This window comes from Providencia sp. PROV201, from assembly GCF_028479545.1.
GTDB classification, from domain to species: domain Bacteria; phylum Pseudomonadota; class Gammaproteobacteria; order Enterobacterales; family Enterobacteriaceae; genus Providencia; species Providencia huaxiensis.
Map to the genome: position 1 here is coordinate 22,227 of NZ_JAMPNW010000017.1, position 14,920 is coordinate 37,146.

The window sequence follows — 14,920 nt, forward strand, 5'->3', positions numbered from 1 at the left end:
ATTTAGCTGTTGGGAGTGAAACTTATGTGCAGTACTTGTGGATGTGCATCGGGAGAGCGCAAAATCGAGGGTGATGACCATCACGGCCATGCTCACGATCACCATCACGGTCACGATCATCATCACGACCATGACCACCATCACGGCCATGATCACGACCATCACCATGATCATGAACCTCACGGGCAAACGGTGATCATTCATCACCATTACTATCATCAAGGTGATGTTCACAACCACTATCACCAATATGAACCCGCACCTGCTGAAAGCAAATCTAAAAAGCATAAACACAAACATAAGCACAAACATATTTACCAAACCGCAGAGGCAAGTTTTAAACCGGCTGGCGAACATCATGACCTTGATTATGGACACGGTGAAGCGGGTACCCATGCACCGGGGATCAGCCAAAAACGCATGCTACAAATCGAGATGGATGTATTAGATAAAAATAACCATCTGGCAGAGCATAACCGTGAAGATTTTAACCAGAAGAATATTTTAGCGCTAAACCTCGTTTCTAGCCCCGGTTCAGGGAAAACCACTTTGTTAACAGAAACGTTGTTAAGGCTGCGTGACAAAATCAATTGTGCAGTGATTGAAGGTGACCAACAAACCACCAATGATGCACAGCGGATCCGCGAAACGGGTGTGCCTGCGATTCAAGTGAATACAGGAAAAGGCTGCCACCTAGATGCACAAATGGTGCACGATGCAACAGCGCGTTTAGAGTTAGCCGATAACAGCTTATTATTTATTGAAAATGTGGGGAATTTAGTTTGTCCTGCTAGCTTTGATTTGGGCGAGCGCCATAAAGTGGCGGTGCTGTCGGTCACGGAAGGGGAAGATAAACCCCTCAAATACCCACATATGTTTGCGGCAGCAGATATCATGTTATTGAATAAAATTGACTTATTGCCATACCTGAATTTTGATGTCGAAGCCTGTATTGCTAATGCCAAACAGGTGAATCCCAATATCCAAGTTATCCAAGTGTCTGCGACATGCGGCGAAGGGATGGATGCATGGCTGGCATGGTTGGAGACACAGCTATGTGCTTAGGTATTCCGGGCAAAATAGTTGCCGTTGGTGAAGACATTCACCAACTCGCTCAAGTGGATGTTTGTGGTGTAAAACGCGATGTGAATATTGGCCTCATTTGTGAAGGAGAAACCGCTGATTTATTAGGCCAATGGGTATTGGTACACGTCGGTTTTGCCATGAGTATCATCAATGAAGAAGAAGCGCAATCCACTTTGGATGCGTTAACCGCGATGAGCCAGCTAGACCACGAAGTCAGCGATTTTAGTGGTTTAAATGCAGGAGCGGCAGATGCAGTACGTCGATGAATTTCGCGACCCTGTTCTTGCAAAAGCGCTGTTGGCGCATATTCATCAACGGGTGAATGAAATACCCCAAGCGAAACGACGCCCATTACAACTCATGGAAGTCTGTGGTGGTCATACCCACGCGATTTTTAAGTTTGGTATTGACCAGCTATTACCCGCTGAAATTGAGTTTGTTCATGGGCCGGGTTGCCCTGTTTGTGTATTACCAATGGGACGCATTGATGTCTGTATCGAAATTGCGCAGCGCCCAGAGGTTATTTTTTGTACTTATGGCGATGCAATGCGTGTGCCGGGGGAAAAGGGGTCTTTACTCGACGCCAAACGCAATGGGGCGGATGTCCGTATCGTTTATTCACCGTTAGATGCTTTGGCATTGGCAGAGCAGCACCCTCATCGGCAAGTGGTTTTCTTTGGCTTAGGCTTTGAAACCACAATGCCGAGTACGGCAATTACCTTGCAGCAGGCGAAGCGACGCCAATTAGCAAATTTTAGTGTATTTTGCCAGCACATTACGATCATTCCCACCTTGCGTAGCTTACTTGAGCAACCGGATGTCCGTATTGACGGTTTTTTAGCACCGGGACACGTGAGTATGGTGATCGGGGCGCATCCCTACCAATTTATTACCGAAGATTTTCATAAACCCTTGGTGGTCACAGGGTTCGAACCCTTAGATATTTTGCAGTCATTAGCCATGTTAGTTGACCAAATCGCTGATGGCCGTTGTGAGGTAGAAAACCAATATAAACGTGTTGTGGCCGATGAAGGTAACCTGTTGGCAATGAAGGCGTTAGAAGAAGTTTTTGAACTCAAACAAACCAGTGAATGGCGTGGATTGGGGGAAATTGCAGGTTCAGGGGTTCAATTAACTCAAGCTTATCAGTTTTTTGATGCCGAGAAGCGTTTTCAGGTACAACCTCATAAAGTGGCGGATGACCCGCTAGCTCGTTGTGGCGAAGTATTAACAGGGCGCTGTAAACCCAACGAATGCACGTTGTTTGGGCGCCGTTGTACGCCACAAACCGCTTTTGGTGCACTGATGGTTTCTTCTGAAGGCGCTTGTGCAGCTTATTACCAATATCGTCGGGAGGTATAAATGAGTAATCATGTGGTGACGATGGCACATGGTAGTGGTGGGCAGGCTATGCAGCAATTGATTGAACAGTTGTTCTTGCAGGCATTTGCTAACCCAGCGTTGAATGAGCGGGAAGACCAAGCTCGGCTAGCACTGGCGGAAATGACCGCATTGGGCGACCGTTTAGCATTCAGTACTGACAGTTATGTTATCGACCCAATTTTTTTCCCGGGCGGTAATATTGGAAAACTGGCTGTATGCGGTACAGTGAATGACGTCGCAGTCAGTGGTGCGATACCCAAGTATCTTTCTTGCGGCTTTATTTTGGAGGAAGGTTTTCCACTTTCTGAACTTACTTTAATTGTGGAATCGATGGCTGCAACGGCAGCAGCGGCTGGCGTGGCTATTGTGACAGGCGATACCAAAGTGGTACAGCGCGGTGCGGCAGACAAAATTTTTATCAATACAGCAGGTATTGGCGTGATCCCGACCAATATTCAGTGGGGAGCTCAGCATATTCAAGTGGGGGATAAAGTGATTGTCAGTGGTACGTTGGGCGACCACGGAGCCACTATTTTAAACCAACGCGAACAGCTCGGGTTAGAAGCAGAACTTTGCAGTGATTGTGCAGTATTAACACCATTAATCGCCCCGTTACGTGAAATTGATGGCGTTCGTGCATTACGAGATGCAACTCGTGGTGGCGTAACGGCAATATTGCATGAATTTGCCCAAGCCGGCGGCTGTGGAATTGCGGTAAACGAGGGGGATTTACCTGTCTCTTCAGCAGTTAGAGGCGTGTGCGAGTTATTAGGTTTAGAACCGTTAAATTTTGCCAATGAAGGTAAATTAGTGATTGTGGTGAAACCTGAAGCGGAAAATACGGTACTTGCTGCACTACACCAGCACCCATTAGGGAAAAATGCAGCCACGATTGGTTGTGTGACTGAGCAAAAACAAGTCAAATTAGTTGGGATCTTCGGTACATCAAGGTTATTAGATTTACCCCACAGTGAGCCTTTACCGCGCATTTGTTAATTGGGCACCCTATAGATAAAACCTATAGGGTGAACAAATGTATTAACGCCTTAACATACCTTTATCGATAATAAACTCGATAATGGTTTCTAAGCCGACTTTTTTCTTTAAGTTCGTAAACACATAGGGTTTCACTGGGCGCATTCTTGCTGTATCCGCTTCCATGACTTCTAATGAAGCCCCGACATACGGTGCAAGGTCGATTTTATTAATCACCAGTAAATCGGAATGCGTGATCCCCGGGCCGCCTTTACGTGGGATTTTTTCCCCTTCAGCGACATCAATCACATAAATGGTTAAGTCTGCCAGTTCTGGGCTAAATGTCGCACTGAGATTATCGCCACCGCTTTCCACGAATACGATATCGAGGTTTTTATGGCGCATGGCGAGCTCTTCAACTGCGGCTAAATTCATTGATGCATCTTCACGAATAGCCGTGTGAGGGCAGCCACCAGTTTCAACACCAATAATGCGGTCTGCATCTAATGCTTCGGCACGGGTTAAAATTTTGGCATCTTCTTGGGTGTAAATATCATTGGTGACAACGGCAATTTGGTAAGTGTCGCGCATGGCTTTACATAACACTTCTAATAATGCAGTTTTTCCTGAGCCAACCGGCCCACCGACACCAATTCTTAAGGGTTGATTATATTCTTGCATAGCATTTTCTCATGAACGAAAAAGTCGTGTGTATTGGGTTTCATGCCGACTACTGGCAATAATTTGTGCTGGGGTAAAGCTGCCAATATCGTCTATTGGCCAGATTGCCGATTGCGTGACCACCTCGGGTATGCGTTCAGCAAGGGTAAATAAGATGTTTTGCCCTGCGCTTTGCCCTAAAGGGATAAGCTTAACACCTGACATCACTGTGTTTTCAAGCCAGCCCCATGCATATGCGGCACATAATTTTTCAACGTCAATCTGCCAATTTACCGCAGCGAGGGCGAAGGCCATTAGCTGAGTTTGTTTAACGCAGCTCAATGTGGTTGTATCAAGCTCAATACCCAGCTGAGGCAGCAAACGGGCAAATGCAATGCCGCGCTGGCGCTCCTCTGACCGTAGTTCTTTGGTTTCACGGCTGGCAATTATAAATTCACACCAATAGGAAACTTTTTCCATATCAGCACTCAATAAGTGGGTGTGAATTTGCCGTAAAACAGGGAGTTCCAATGTCGCAATCGCATGGGTCATTTGTGCCGTTAACCAGCTTGCTAGCGTTTCAGGCGTGGTTACCCAGCCTTTTTCAATGGCCCACTCTAAGCCTTGGGAATAGGTAAATGACCCAACAGGCAAGGACGGGCTGACTAATTGATATAAACGCAAATCCGCTAACATGGATAAACTTCCAAAATATGATTAATGGTGATGATGATCATCGTGATCGTGATGATGGTGGTGATGCCCACCGGATGAACCACCATAAGCCCCCGGCTCTGGTTGGTATTTTTCCAAACCAACACTGACGGTCGCACCAAGCCCACGAGCCATATCATCTAAGACATGGTCATGAAAATAACGACACCAGCCTGCTTCGATTTGCAGCGGTACGTGGCGGTTACCTAAGTGATAACAAACACGCGCTAACAGAAGAGGGTCATCACTATAAACGGTTGATACTTGCTCTTTTGCCGCTTCGATGGTGACTAACTCTCCCTCTTCAGTGGCTAAAATATCGCCTTCTTTAAGTATTGTACCGCGTGGCAGAAACAACCCGGCTTCTTGGCCATCGCTTAAGGTGACTTTTAAGCGGCTCTTTGTGCGCTCATCCATAGTCAAACACAAAGATAACTCGGTGTGTGGTGCTTGGTGGTTATCTATAATTTTAATGAATTTTTTCATGTTTGGGTTCTTTCGTCGGGGTCAGAATAAAAAGTAACGTTGTGCCATCGGCAGCTCAATTGCAGGCTCACAAACTAATGGAATACCATCGGCTTTTACGATGTAAGTCTGCGGGTCCAGCTCAATATGTGGCACATAACTATTGTGGATCATGGATGCCTTGCTAATATTCCGGCAGCCTTCCACACGACCAATTTTGCTCTGCAAACCGAGTTTTTCAGGCACGCCAGCATCAATCCCCGCTTTCGACATAAAAATCATCGACGTTTGGTATTTGGCTTTACCTAATGTGCCAAACATTGGACGGTAGTGCACAGGTTGAGGCGTTGGGATAGCCGCGTTGATATCTCCCATAGGGGCATAAGCAACCATGCCGCCTTTCATGATCAAGGCGGGCTTGATGCCAAAAAATGCGGGATCCCACAAGACGATATCCGCGAGTTTACCTTTTCCAATCGACCCGACCTCATGGGCAATACCGTGGGCGATAGCGGGGTTAATGGTGTATTTCGCCACGTAACGTTTGATGCGGTTATTGTCGTTTTCTGGTGTATCGCCTTCTAAAGTTCCGCGCTGTAATTTCATTTTATGAGCGCATTGCCAAGTACGAGTAATCACTTCACCAACACGCCCCATGGCTTGTGAGTCCGAAGACATGACTGAAATGGCGCCCATATCATGCAAAATATCTTCAGCGGCGATGGTTTCACGGCGAATACGGGACTCAGCAAATGCCACATCTTCAGGAATGGACGGGTCTAAGTGGTGGCAAACCATTAACATATCCAAATGCTCATCAACGGTATTGATGGTGTATGGCATAGTTGGATTAGTTGACGCAGGCAGAATATTGGGCTCTCCCACCGATTTGATCACATCAGGGGCGTGGCCGCCACCAGCACCTTCGGTGTGGAACACGTGGATCACGCGCCCAGCGATAGCTTTTACGGTTTCTTCATAAAAACCGCCTTCGTTTAATGTATCGGAGTGGATGGCGACTTGGACATCCATTTCATCAGCCACATTCAAGCAGTTATGGATAGCCATCGGGGTCGCGCCCCAGTCTTCGTGGATTTTCAAGCCGATTGCTCCCGCTTCAATTTGTTCGCGGATAGCCTCGGGTTTACTGACGCAGCCTTTCCCAAACAAACCGACATTAATCGGCAGCTCGTCCACGGCTTGTAACATGCGGTACATATTCCAAATACCAGGCGTGACGGTCGTGGCATTGGTGCCCGCGACAGGGCCGGTTCCGCCACCAATAAAGGTGGTGATGCCTGACACTAAGCCTTCTTCAGCCTGTTGTGGGCAAATAAAGTGAATATGGGTATCAACGCCACCCGCGGTGATAATTTTGCCTTCGCCTGCAACCACTTCAGTACCGGGGCCAATCACGATATCGACATTCGGCTGCACGTCAGGGTTGCCAGCTTTACCAATACCCGCAATGCGGCCATTTTTAATGCCAATATCGGCTTTAACAATGCCCCAATGGTCTAGAATAATGGCGTTGGTGATTATCACATCAACGCATTGGTCGCTGGTTACTTGGCTTTGTCCCATACCGTCACGAATGACCTTACCGCCACCAAATTTGACCTCTTCACCATAAGTCGTGAAATCTTTTTCAATTTCTAAAAATAATTCTGTGTCTGCTAAGCGTAGGCGGTCACCCGTTGTTGGGCCAAACATATCCGCATAGGCTTGCCGTGAGATGGTTTTCATGATTATTTCTCACTCTCTAATTTTCCCATGATCTTGCCATGGAAACCGTAAATTTCTCTTTTACCGCTAAATGCGACTAACTCAACAGTGCGACTCTGTCCGGGCTCAAAACGAACGGCCATTCCCGCAGGGATATTTAAACGAAACCCAAGCGTGCCTTCACGTGCAAATTTTAGCGCTTCGTTCGCTTCGTAAAAATGGTAGTGAGAGCCAATTTGTATCGGGCGGTCGCCTGTATTTGCGACGAGGATTATTTGGGTTTCTCGGCCTGCATTGAGTTCGATGTCACCTAAAGCTTGATTGACTTTAATTTCACCGGGGATCATGTTGCCTCCTATACAATTGGGTCGTGGATAGAAACCAACTTTGTGCCATCAGGAAATGTACATTCCACTTGGATGTCTTTGATCATTTCTGGCACGCCTTCCATTACTTGCTCTGCGGTTAACACGGTTCTGCCTTCGCTCATTAATTGGGCAACCGTTTTGCCATCGCGGGCACCTTCCATAATCGCACAACTGATTAGCGCGACCGCTTCAGGGTAATTGAGCTTTAATCCACGCGCTAAACGCCTTTCTGCGACGAGGCCTGCCGTAAAAAGCAATAATTTATCTTTTTCTCTTGGGGTTAGTTCCATTTTTTGCTCCTAAAAAAACGTTTATGTTGCCCAAATACGCGGTGGCTCAGGGCAATAACCTAACCAGTATTGCCTTGTTGCCTGCCAAATATGGGCAAAACAGGCCATCATTGGCTCGGTTTGGGAGCCTAATAGCCGCAAAACTAAAATACCATCCACATCAGTTAGCCCATACTCAAGCGGCCTAGCATCTGTAGAGAAAAAACAGGCCAAGCTATCTTGAAGTTCAGCTTTCAACTCATCGCTGGCGGGGTAGATATACAAAGAACCGACCATGGGAAACTCACGCATGACAGCCGACTGTTTTTGAGAACCGTCGATAAAGATAGATTCCGCCAGGGTGAGCTTGTCATCAATATAAAACTGCAATCGGCCCCGAATATTACCGTTGTCGAATTGCTCGTTTAATACTGGGCGGCCTAAACACTGGATTTCCCAGCCGATAAATTTTGATGAACTTGCGATCCGCACATGGGTCTCTAAGCGAACTTGCGCCTCAGGGAAAAAAATGTTTTCTTGAGGTAACCACTCTAAGAACCCATTAGGTGCCACGGTTAAGGTTTGTACTTGCCGTGCAACACCGCCTGCACTACGATAAAATTTTGTCGCTCCAGGCGTGGTCAATAGCGCATGGGCGTGTGGTTGAACATCAATATTGATAAGAAGTTTATCCCCCCCGACAACGCCACCGGGTGGATGAAGTAAATACGTGTGTGCAATTCCTTGCTCGGGGTAGAATGGCCGCTGAACCATTAAAGGGCCGATATGTTGTTTATCCGTTAAGCGGGTGACGCCACGTTTTAGTTCATATCGTAAAAAGATTTCAGCTAACCAGCCTGATCCTGAAAAATCAGACATACTTTCTCCTGCAACTCAGTCAACTAAAAATACGCGAACATGTTTAGCTATAGCCCAAACAAAAATTGGGTACTTATGATGTAAAAGCTAATGCAAGTAGGGTAGGATGAGAATGAACACTAAAATTATTATTATGCAGTGTTGTCAGCTACATTTGTCTGCCGCGCGATTCTACACCTTATATCGAAATTTGCCTTTCAATTAAACAGCATTTTATTTAGAAAATATAACAACCATCAAAATAACAGTAAAAAATGAGCGTATATCTATATTGCGATTTCAGCGTAACAGGACTATATTCTCAGCCGCACTGATATGGGGTGGAGATGTTTACGACGTTACCTTATATCTATTCAACAATCCCTTTTCTTGGGAAGTCATTCTGACATTAACGGCAGTTTATAGAGATTATGGAATATAAATTCTTTCTTTCGAAAAGCCAAATGGTGTTAAAAGCGTTTTATATTGAAAGCGCGATGATAGCCATGCTAACTGGCGCGAAAGGAAATATCGTGATCAATGGCCAATCCATTGAAATTGAAAGCGATGTCACCTTAATTATTCCTAAATACAGCCAAGTTTCCTGCAATATTGTGTGTAACACCGTGAAGCAGCCGCTTGAGTTACACACCTTGTCGATGTCAGCAGAAGAATTACAAGCGGTATTTTTATTACTGAAAACATTGATGAAGTCTGGTGCGCCTCTGACTAGCCACCAACCGATTTACCATATTTCTCCCCCAGAAACCGTGAGAGATAACTTTAGTTTGTTAAAACAATGCTTACCATTAGAAAAACAGAGTGAATCCCAAGAAGCATTGTTAATGAAACAGAGCCTATATTTTATTTTAATGGCAATATATCAAGAAGGTATCGATATTCTGAATCTTTTTCGTTTCAATTATGATGAACCGAAAAACCAAGCGATTACCCATTTGATAACTCAAGAACCGCAAAAAAAATGGCATTTAGACGATGTTGCGAAAGCGTTATTTACGACACCTTCAACATTGCGCCGCCATTTGAACCGCGAAGGGGTGTCTTTTCGTCAATTATTGTTAGATGTTCGCATGGGGATGGCGTTGAATTATTTGACGTTTTCGAACTATTCTGTTTTTCAAATTAGTCATCGCTGCGGCTTTGGTAGCAATGCTTATTTTTGTGATGTTTTTAAGCGAAAATATAATATGACACCTTCCCAGTTTCGGTTGCAATCAAGGCAGTCGAATGACCCTAATTTTATTACTAATTTGTCCTTGCGTTCTAACCCAATTGAATTTGACAAAGAAATAGATGAGTAGTTGTTAAGGTAGGTCAAATAACGACTTAATTTTAGCGGTTTCTCGATTAAATTCGCTGTTCTATTGATGTAGCGCCTAGCAATCAAGACATTAAATTTAATATAACTCATATTTGCTACCTTACACTTAGTAAATATCTCACCGATAGCGACATCAATGAAAATAACGACATTGGTGGTTTGAAATAAAAAATAAAACCTATCTATAGAGGGATGTATGATTAAAAATATCGTTGCAGCAATGTGCCTGATGGGGCTCACACTGCAAGCTCAAGCTGTGGAACCTACTCAATCACAAACCTTACGTTTAGCGATTGGCTCAGAGCCGACTGAAGGTTTTGACCCTATGCTTGGGTGGAGCCACGGCAGTTACCTACTGTTGCATAGCCCATTACTGAAACAAAAAGCTGACCTTTCATGGCATAGCTATATGCTTGAAAGCTATCAACATAATGCCGATGGTAAGCAGTGGACACTTAAGCTGAAAAAAGGCTTAAAATTTTCCGATGGCTCCCCATTGACCGCCAAAGATGTGGTTTTTACCTATAACAATGCCGCAGCAAGTGGCGGTAAGGTGGACATGGGCAACTTTGCCAAAGCAGAGGAAATTGACCCACTCACCGTAAAAATCACGTTATCTTCCCCACAAAGTACCTTTGTGAATGTACTAGGCTCGTTAGGGATTGTTTGTGCCGATAAATATGATGCGAAAACCTATGCACATAACCCGATTGGCGCAGGCCCTTATCGCTTAGTCGCATTCCAGCCGGGGCAGCAACTGATTGTTGAGCAAAATCCATATTATGCAGGGCCAAAAAATGCCTTTGGTAAAATGGTCTTTGTTTTCCTTGATGAAGATGCGGCCTTTGCTGCGGCACAAAGCAATCAACTGGAAATCGTCCGTATTCCCGCTGCGGTAGCGGCAAATGCCAATAATGTGAAAAATATGAAATTGGTTGAACGCTATAGTGTGGAAAATCGCGGTATCTCTTTCCCAATTCCACCTGCGGGTGAGAAAGATGCTCAAGGTAACCCTATCGGTAACGACATCACTTCTGATGTTGCTGTCCGTAAAGCGATTAACTATGCACTTGACCGTAAACTATTGGCAGAATCTGTATTGGAAGGCTTTGCCGTACCGGCTTATACCGGCGTCGCGGGGCTGCCATGGAATAACCCAGACTCCGCTTTTAAAGATGGCGATCTTGAGAAAGCGAAATCTATTTTAGAAGAGGCGGGGTGGACGCTAAACAAAGATGGCTTAAGGGAAAAAGACGGTAAAGTGGCTAAGCTAACCTTATGGTATGCGAGTGGCGATACCACACGGCGCGATTTGGCTCAGGCTATTCGTTCAAGTTTAAAACCGATTGGTATCGAAATGGACTTAAAATCGGGGAGCTGGGAAACCGTTGAACTCAATATGCATGCGAATCCAACACTGTTTGGTTGGGGAAGCTTAGACCCGATGGAAATTGTCCATAATTACAGCAGCAAGGCTGCGGGTGTTGGCTTTTACAACCCGGGTTATTATAAAAATGCTGAAGTCGATCAATTGATTGAAAAAGCGTTAGCGCAAGCTGACCAAGACGCAGCGATCCCGTTATGGCAACAAGTGGATTGGAACGGTAACACGGGGGTGGGTATTAAAGGTGATGCCCCATGGGCTTGGTTGATGAACCTGCAACATATTTATTTACTGAATAATTGTGTTGATTTAGGCACCAGTGCCCCTGAAATTCACGGCTCTTGGTCAGTGTTAAATAATGTCGATGAATGGGCGTGGACCTGTCAGTAATGCGAACCGCACTCGGGCTTTTATTACGATTTATTTACTTATTAACCGTAACGGCAGCAGGAATTTTTATCCTGCTGAGTTACTCGCCTATTGATCCAATAAAAGCCTATATCGGCAATGACTTACTGCACGTTCCCCCTGAGCAATATGCGCTCATTGCTGCTCGATGGGGGCTTGATCAGCCACTGTGGGTTCAGTTCTGGCGCTGGTTTTCGCAAGTCTTACAGGGGGATTTTGGCTATTCCATGCTCTATAACACCCCAGTAATTCAAGTGATTGCTGACCGCCTTGTGCCTTCTTTAGCCCTACTTATTAGCTCTTGGCTGTTCTCTGGAGTTGTTGGTTTTGCGTTGGGTTTGGTCGCGGGACGTTATTTAAACCGCTGGCCAGACAAACTTATTTCAACGTTATGCTATTTACTTGCTTCAATTCCTGTTTTTTGGGTGGGTTTGCTGTTGTTGTCTCTGTTTGCGGTGACATTACAGTGGGCGCCGATATGCTGTGCTTGGCCGATAGGCTTGGATGAGCAAACGGCAACATTTTCACAAAAACTTCATCATCTGGTTTTACCTGTCATTGCGTTGGGTATGTTAGGCGTCGGCAATATCGCACTGCATACACGTGCCAAAGTGGTTGAGGTGATGAGCAGTGAATTTATTCATTATGCACAAGCCCAAGGAGATAAAGGCTGGTCGATGATAGGCTTTCATGTCCTAAAGCATGCCATCACCCCCGCAATTTGTTTACAGTTTGCGTCTATTGGTGAGTTATTAAGCGGTGCATTATTAGCAGAGAAAGTTTTTGCCTATCCAGGCTTAGGTCAGGCGACGATTGATGCGGGGCTACGTGGAGACATTCCCTTGTTGATGGGGATCGTGATGTTATGTGCTGCGCTAATATTTTTTAGCAATACGGTAGCCGACAGCTTGCTAAAAAAAGTGAATAAGGGAGTGATGAGGTAGTCATGACATATAACCCGAATCGCGCTTTGCTTAAGTTAGCTTTCTCGTTGCTTTTATTGGTCATCGTCAGTATCTATGCGTTTGGTTTCTCCCTCAATGATATTGAAATGAATTTACTCGATAGGCGGCTGCCTCCGTCGTGGGCACATCTATTTGGTACAGATAATTTAGGGCGTGACTTATTTGCCAGAACCTTTCAAGGTGTGGCAACCAGTTTGCAAATCGGCCTTATGGCTGCCATTACCAGTGGTTTTATTGCACTTGTCATGGCGGGGTTATCTTCAATAAGCAAAGCCATGGACTATGTGGTGCGTGGTATTATTGATGCCATGTTGGCATTACCCCATCTTTTATTGCTGGTATTGATTTGTTTCACGTTGGGAGGCGGAAAAATGGGGGTTATTTGGGCGGTTGCACTAACGCATTGGCCAAAACTAGCCTTGATTTTACGTTCGGAGTTACAACGAGTTAGCCAGTCAGATTACATTATGTTATCTCAACGTATTGGTAATAGTGCATTTTATCGCTGGCGCTATCACTACTTACCCATGATTTTGCCGCAATGGATGGTAGGAACGTTATTAATGTTTCCCCACGCAGTATTACACAGCGCAGCATTAAGCTTTTTAGGTTTTGGTTTATCGCCCCATGAGCCCTCACTGGGCATTTTATTGTCTGATGCGTTGCGTTATCTCAGCACAGGAGCTTGGTGGCTGGTGGTTTTTCCAGGCGTTGCCTTAGTTGGATTAGTGTTATTATTTGACCAATTTGCCAAAGCCTTGCAGCAGTTATGGTTGAAGGGGGCCGTATGTTGAGTCTTGATAATCTCACCGTGGATGTCGCGCAATTTCGTTGGTTAGGGCGTAAACGTTGGGCGCCATTACTACAAGGGATTTCCTTGGATATTCAGCCCGGTGAGATGGTTGCACTGGTAGGTGGGAGCGGAGAAGGTAAGAGCTTGTTATTACAGAGTGTTTTGGGGTTGCTTCCCCATAATATGCGCTGTCGTGGCGGTATTCACCTTAATGGTAAAAAACTGACCGAACAAAACAAAGCGCAGCACCGTGGTAACGCATTATGTTATATCCCTCAAGGGGTTAGCGCACTTAATCCGTTAATTCGTATCGGCCCACAATTAGAACGTGCCGCTGTGTTAAGTGGTCAGCACATTAAAATGCACGATGTCGCGCGGCATTTACAGCAATATAATCTACAAAGCTCACTCGTGGATAGCTACCCAAACCAGTTATCTGGTGGAATGGCAAAACGGGTACTTGCCAGCAGTGCGACACTCTCCTGCGCACAATATATTTTAGCGGATGAAATTTCATCATGGTTGGATGATGACCATGCCATGCAGCTACTCGAAAACATTAAATCGCTCTGCCACGATGGCCGAGGTGTTTTATGGGTCACCCATGATTTGTCCATGGCAGTGCGTTTTGCTGACCGTATTGCCTTATTGCGTAACGGAGCATTGGAAGAAGTGTTAAGTAGCCAAACGCTACAACAAGGTGGCGGTGGAAAATGGCTGCAGTCGTTGTGGAATGCGTTACCGGAACATCAATTTATGGCAAGTAAATGAGTATCACTGAACCTATTTTACAAGTAAATAATTTATGCATTGAACAAGGTGGGCGGCGGCTGTGGGATGGCTTTAACTTATCACTCGCTAGCGGTGAACGCCTTGGGATCTCTGCGCCTAGTGGGTTTGGTAAAACTACGTTGGGCCGAGTATTGGCTCAGTGGCAAAAGGCATCTCAAGGAACCATTTTGTTTGAAGGGCGACGGCTACCTCAACAAGGCTATTGCCCGATTCAATTAGTCCCTCAGCATCCAGAAAAAAGTTTTAACCCATACCGTAAGGTCGGTGCGAGTTTGTTTGATGCTTGGCAGCCAGACTCCCATTGGTTAGCACGTTTTTCAATTAAACCTGCTTGGCTAGAAAGGCTTCCCAGTGAGTTATCTGGTGGTGAGCTTGCTCGTATTGCGTTACTGCGAGCCCTTGACCCGCGAACGAAAATTTTAATTGCTGATGAGGTCACCGCGCAATTAGACGCTAATTTGCAAAAAGAGATTTGGCAATTGTTAGTGAAGTTATCCGAAGAGCGGCCACTAGCAATGGTTATTTTTAGCCATAACAAAGCGTTATTAGAGAAAGTGTGTAGCCGTATTTGGACTGCGAATACACTACTATGAAATAAAATGGGTTATTAATCCTTTGATACCCACAGTAACTTAAAGTACCACTTGGCTAATTACATGTGTGATTAACCTGAAAATGAAGTTCACTCTAGGCATTTTTGACAAATGTCATAGGGATATCAATTCCCATCCTC

Annotated in this window: 17 protein-coding genes; 10 read left to right on the plus strand and 7 right to left on the minus strand. The window is 45.3% G+C overall.

Annotated features, from left to right (window positions below; genetic code table 11):
• The first annotated feature begins 24 nt into the window (after window positions 1-24).
• Genes hypB through hypE form a run of 4 tightly spaced genes read left to right on the plus strand, consistent with a single transcriptional unit; the run spans window position 25 to window position 3,465 of the window.
• Complete coding sequence (gene hypB, locus PR809_RS14105) at window positions 25-1,065, plus strand: hydrogenase nickel incorporation protein HypB (protein WP_206276093.1); 1,041 nt, start codon at window positions 25-27, stop codon at window positions 1,063-1,065.
• Window positions 1,056-1,352 carry a hydrogenase maturation factor HybG gene (hybG, locus tag PR809_RS14110; protein WP_004257928.1) on the plus strand — a complete coding sequence of 99 codons (297 nt, stop codon included), beginning with the start codon at window positions 1,056-1,058 and terminating at the stop codon, window positions 1,350-1,352. Before hypB ends, hybG begins: the two co-directional genes overlap by 10 nt.
• Window positions 1,336-2,448 carry a hydrogenase formation protein HypD gene (gene hypD / locus PR809_RS14115; protein ID WP_206276094.1) on the plus strand — a complete coding sequence of 371 codons (1,113 nt, stop codon included), beginning with the start codon at window positions 1,336-1,338 and terminating at the stop codon, window positions 2,446-2,448. Before hybG ends, hypD begins: the two co-directional genes overlap by 17 nt.
• The gene (gene hypE / locus PR809_RS14120; RefSeq protein ID WP_206276095.1) at window positions 2,449-3,465 is read left to right on the plus strand and encodes a hydrogenase expression/formation protein HypE; all 1,017 of its coding nucleotides are present in this window, start codon (window positions 2,449-2,451) and stop codon (window positions 3,463-3,465) included.
• A 42-nt stretch (window positions 3,466-3,507) separates the two neighbouring features.
• Here the strand turns inward: hypE and ureG are convergent, their stop codons facing one another.
• From ureG to PR809_RS14155, 7 genes are read right to left on the minus strand one after another with little or no spacing between them, the layout of a single operon-like run.
• Window positions 3,508-4,125, minus strand: coding sequence for an urease accessory protein UreG (gene ureG, locus PR809_RS14125; RefSeq protein WP_004908472.1), 618 nt, complete (start codon window positions 4,123-4,125; stop codon window positions 3,508-3,510).
• Window positions 4,126-4,134: 9 nt separating this feature from the next.
• The gene (locus tag PR809_RS14130) at window positions 4,135-4,800 is read right to left on the minus strand and encodes an urease accessory protein UreF (RefSeq protein WP_102137873.1); all 666 of its coding nucleotides are present in this window, start codon (window positions 4,798-4,800) and stop codon (window positions 4,135-4,137) included.
• A 21-nt stretch (window positions 4,801-4,821) separates the two neighbouring features.
• The gene (gene ureE / locus PR809_RS14135) at window positions 4,822-5,304 is read right to left on the minus strand and encodes an urease accessory protein UreE (RefSeq protein WP_206276096.1); all 483 of its coding nucleotides are present in this window, start codon (window positions 5,302-5,304) and stop codon (window positions 4,822-4,824) included.
• Window positions 5,305-5,325: 21 nt separating this feature from the next.
• Window positions 5,326-7,029, minus strand: a complete 1,704-nt coding sequence (gene ureC / locus PR809_RS14140) for an urease subunit alpha (RefSeq protein WP_206276097.1) — start codon at window positions 7,027-7,029, stop codon at window positions 5,326-5,328.
• 2 nt (window positions 7,030-7,031) lie between these two features.
• Entirely contained in the window at window positions 7,032-7,355 is a 324-nt protein-coding gene (locus PR809_RS14145) for an urease subunit beta (protein WP_102137870.1), read from the minus strand.
• Window positions 7,356-7,363: 8 nt separating this feature from the next.
• Entirely contained in the window at window positions 7,364-7,666 is a 303-nt protein-coding gene (locus tag PR809_RS14150) for an urease subunit gamma (protein WP_004908484.1), read from the minus strand.
• Between the two features lie 21 nt (window positions 7,667-7,687).
• A complete protein-coding gene (locus PR809_RS14155) occupies window positions 7,688-8,524 on the minus strand; it encodes an urease accessory protein UreD (RefSeq protein WP_166264373.1) in 837 nt (278 codons plus the stop codon).
• A 410-nt stretch (window positions 8,525-8,934) separates the two neighbouring features.
• On the opposite strand from PR809_RS14155, the gene PR809_RS14160 reads away from it, so the two are divergent.
• The 6 genes from PR809_RS14160 to PR809_RS14185 all read left to right on the plus strand — a co-directional run bounded on the left by PR809_RS14160 (window position 8,935) and on the right by PR809_RS14185 (window position 14,780).
• A complete protein-coding gene (locus PR809_RS14160) occupies window positions 8,935-9,825 on the plus strand; it encodes an AraC family transcriptional regulator (RefSeq protein ID WP_102137868.1) in 891 nt (296 codons plus the stop codon).
• 240 nt (window positions 9,826-10,065) lie between these two features.
• Window positions 10,066-11,619, plus strand: a complete 1,554-nt coding sequence (locus PR809_RS14165; RefSeq protein WP_229597618.1) for an ABC transporter substrate-binding protein — start codon at window positions 10,066-10,068, stop codon at window positions 11,617-11,619.
• A complete protein-coding gene (locus PR809_RS14170) occupies window positions 11,619-12,581 on the plus strand; it encodes an ABC transporter permease (RefSeq protein ID WP_206276098.1) in 963 nt (320 codons plus the stop codon). Before PR809_RS14165 ends, PR809_RS14170 begins: the two co-directional genes overlap by 1 nt.
• A gap of 2 nt (window positions 12,582-12,583) precedes the next feature.
• Window positions 12,584-13,396: an ABC transporter permease gene (locus tag PR809_RS14175; protein ID WP_102137865.1), complete on the plus strand. Its 813-nt coding sequence runs from the start codon at window positions 12,584-12,586 to the stop codon at window positions 13,394-13,396.
• Window positions 13,390-14,166, plus strand: coding sequence for an ATP-binding cassette domain-containing protein (locus PR809_RS14180; RefSeq protein WP_102137864.1), 777 nt, complete (start codon window positions 13,390-13,392; stop codon window positions 14,164-14,166). Before PR809_RS14175 ends, PR809_RS14180 begins: the two co-directional genes overlap by 7 nt.
• A gap of 14 nt (window positions 14,167-14,180) precedes the next feature.
• The gene (locus tag PR809_RS14185) at window positions 14,181-14,780 is read left to right on the plus strand and encodes an ATP-binding cassette domain-containing protein (protein WP_206276107.1); all 600 of its coding nucleotides are present in this window, start codon (window positions 14,181-14,183) and stop codon (window positions 14,778-14,780) included.
• Window positions 14,781-14,920 lie beyond the last annotated feature (140 nt).

Bases quoted from the DNA above. Each gene is read 5' to 3' on its own strand.
- hypB (WP_206276093.1), top strand. From the start codon at position 25: ATGTGCAGTACTTGTGGATGTGCATCGGGAGAGCGCAAAATCGAGGGT.
- hybG (WP_004257928.1), top strand. From the start codon at position 1,056: ATGTGCTTAGGTATTCCGGGCAAAATAGTTGCCGTTGGTGAAGACATT.
- hypD (WP_206276094.1), top strand. From the start codon at position 1,336: ATGCAGTACGTCGATGAATTTCGCGACCCTGTTCTTGCAAAAGCGCTG.
- hypE (WP_206276095.1), top strand. From the start codon at position 2,449: ATGAGTAATCATGTGGTGACGATGGCACATGGTAGTGGTGGGCAGGCT.
- ureG (WP_004908472.1), bottom strand. From the start codon at position 4,125: ATGCAAGAATATAATCAACCCTTAAGAATTGGTGTCGGTGGGCCGGTT.
- PR809_RS14130 (WP_102137873.1), bottom strand. From the start codon at position 4,800: ATGTTAGCGGATTTGCGTTTATATCAATTAGTCAGCCCGTCCTTGCCT.
- ureE (WP_206276096.1), bottom strand. From the start codon at position 5,304: ATGAAAAAATTCATTAAAATTATAGATAACCACCAAGCACCACACACC.
- ureC (WP_206276097.1), bottom strand. From the start codon at position 7,029: ATGAAAACCATCTCACGGCAAGCCTATGCGGATATGTTTGGCCCAACA.
- PR809_RS14145 (WP_102137870.1), bottom strand. From the start codon at position 7,355: ATGATCCCCGGTGAAATTAAAGTCAATCAAGCTTTAGGTGACATCGAA.
- PR809_RS14150 (WP_004908484.1), bottom strand. From the start codon at position 7,666: ATGGAACTAACCCCAAGAGAAAAAGATAAATTATTGCTTTTTACGGCA.
- PR809_RS14155 (WP_166264373.1), bottom strand. From the start codon at position 8,524: ATGTCTGATTTTTCAGGATCAGGCTGGTTAGCTGAAATCTTTTTACGA.
- PR809_RS14160 (WP_102137868.1), top strand. From the start codon at position 8,935: ATGGAATATAAATTCTTTCTTTCGAAAAGCCAAATGGTGTTAAAAGCG.
- PR809_RS14165 (WP_229597618.1), top strand. From the start codon at position 10,066: ATGTGCCTGATGGGGCTCACACTGCAAGCTCAAGCTGTGGAACCTACT.
- PR809_RS14170 (WP_206276098.1), top strand. From the start codon at position 11,619: ATGCGAACCGCACTCGGGCTTTTATTACGATTTATTTACTTATTAACC.
- PR809_RS14175 (WP_102137865.1), top strand. From the start codon at position 12,584: ATGACATATAACCCGAATCGCGCTTTGCTTAAGTTAGCTTTCTCGTTG.
- PR809_RS14180 (WP_102137864.1), top strand. From the start codon at position 13,390: ATGTTGAGTCTTGATAATCTCACCGTGGATGTCGCGCAATTTCGTTGG.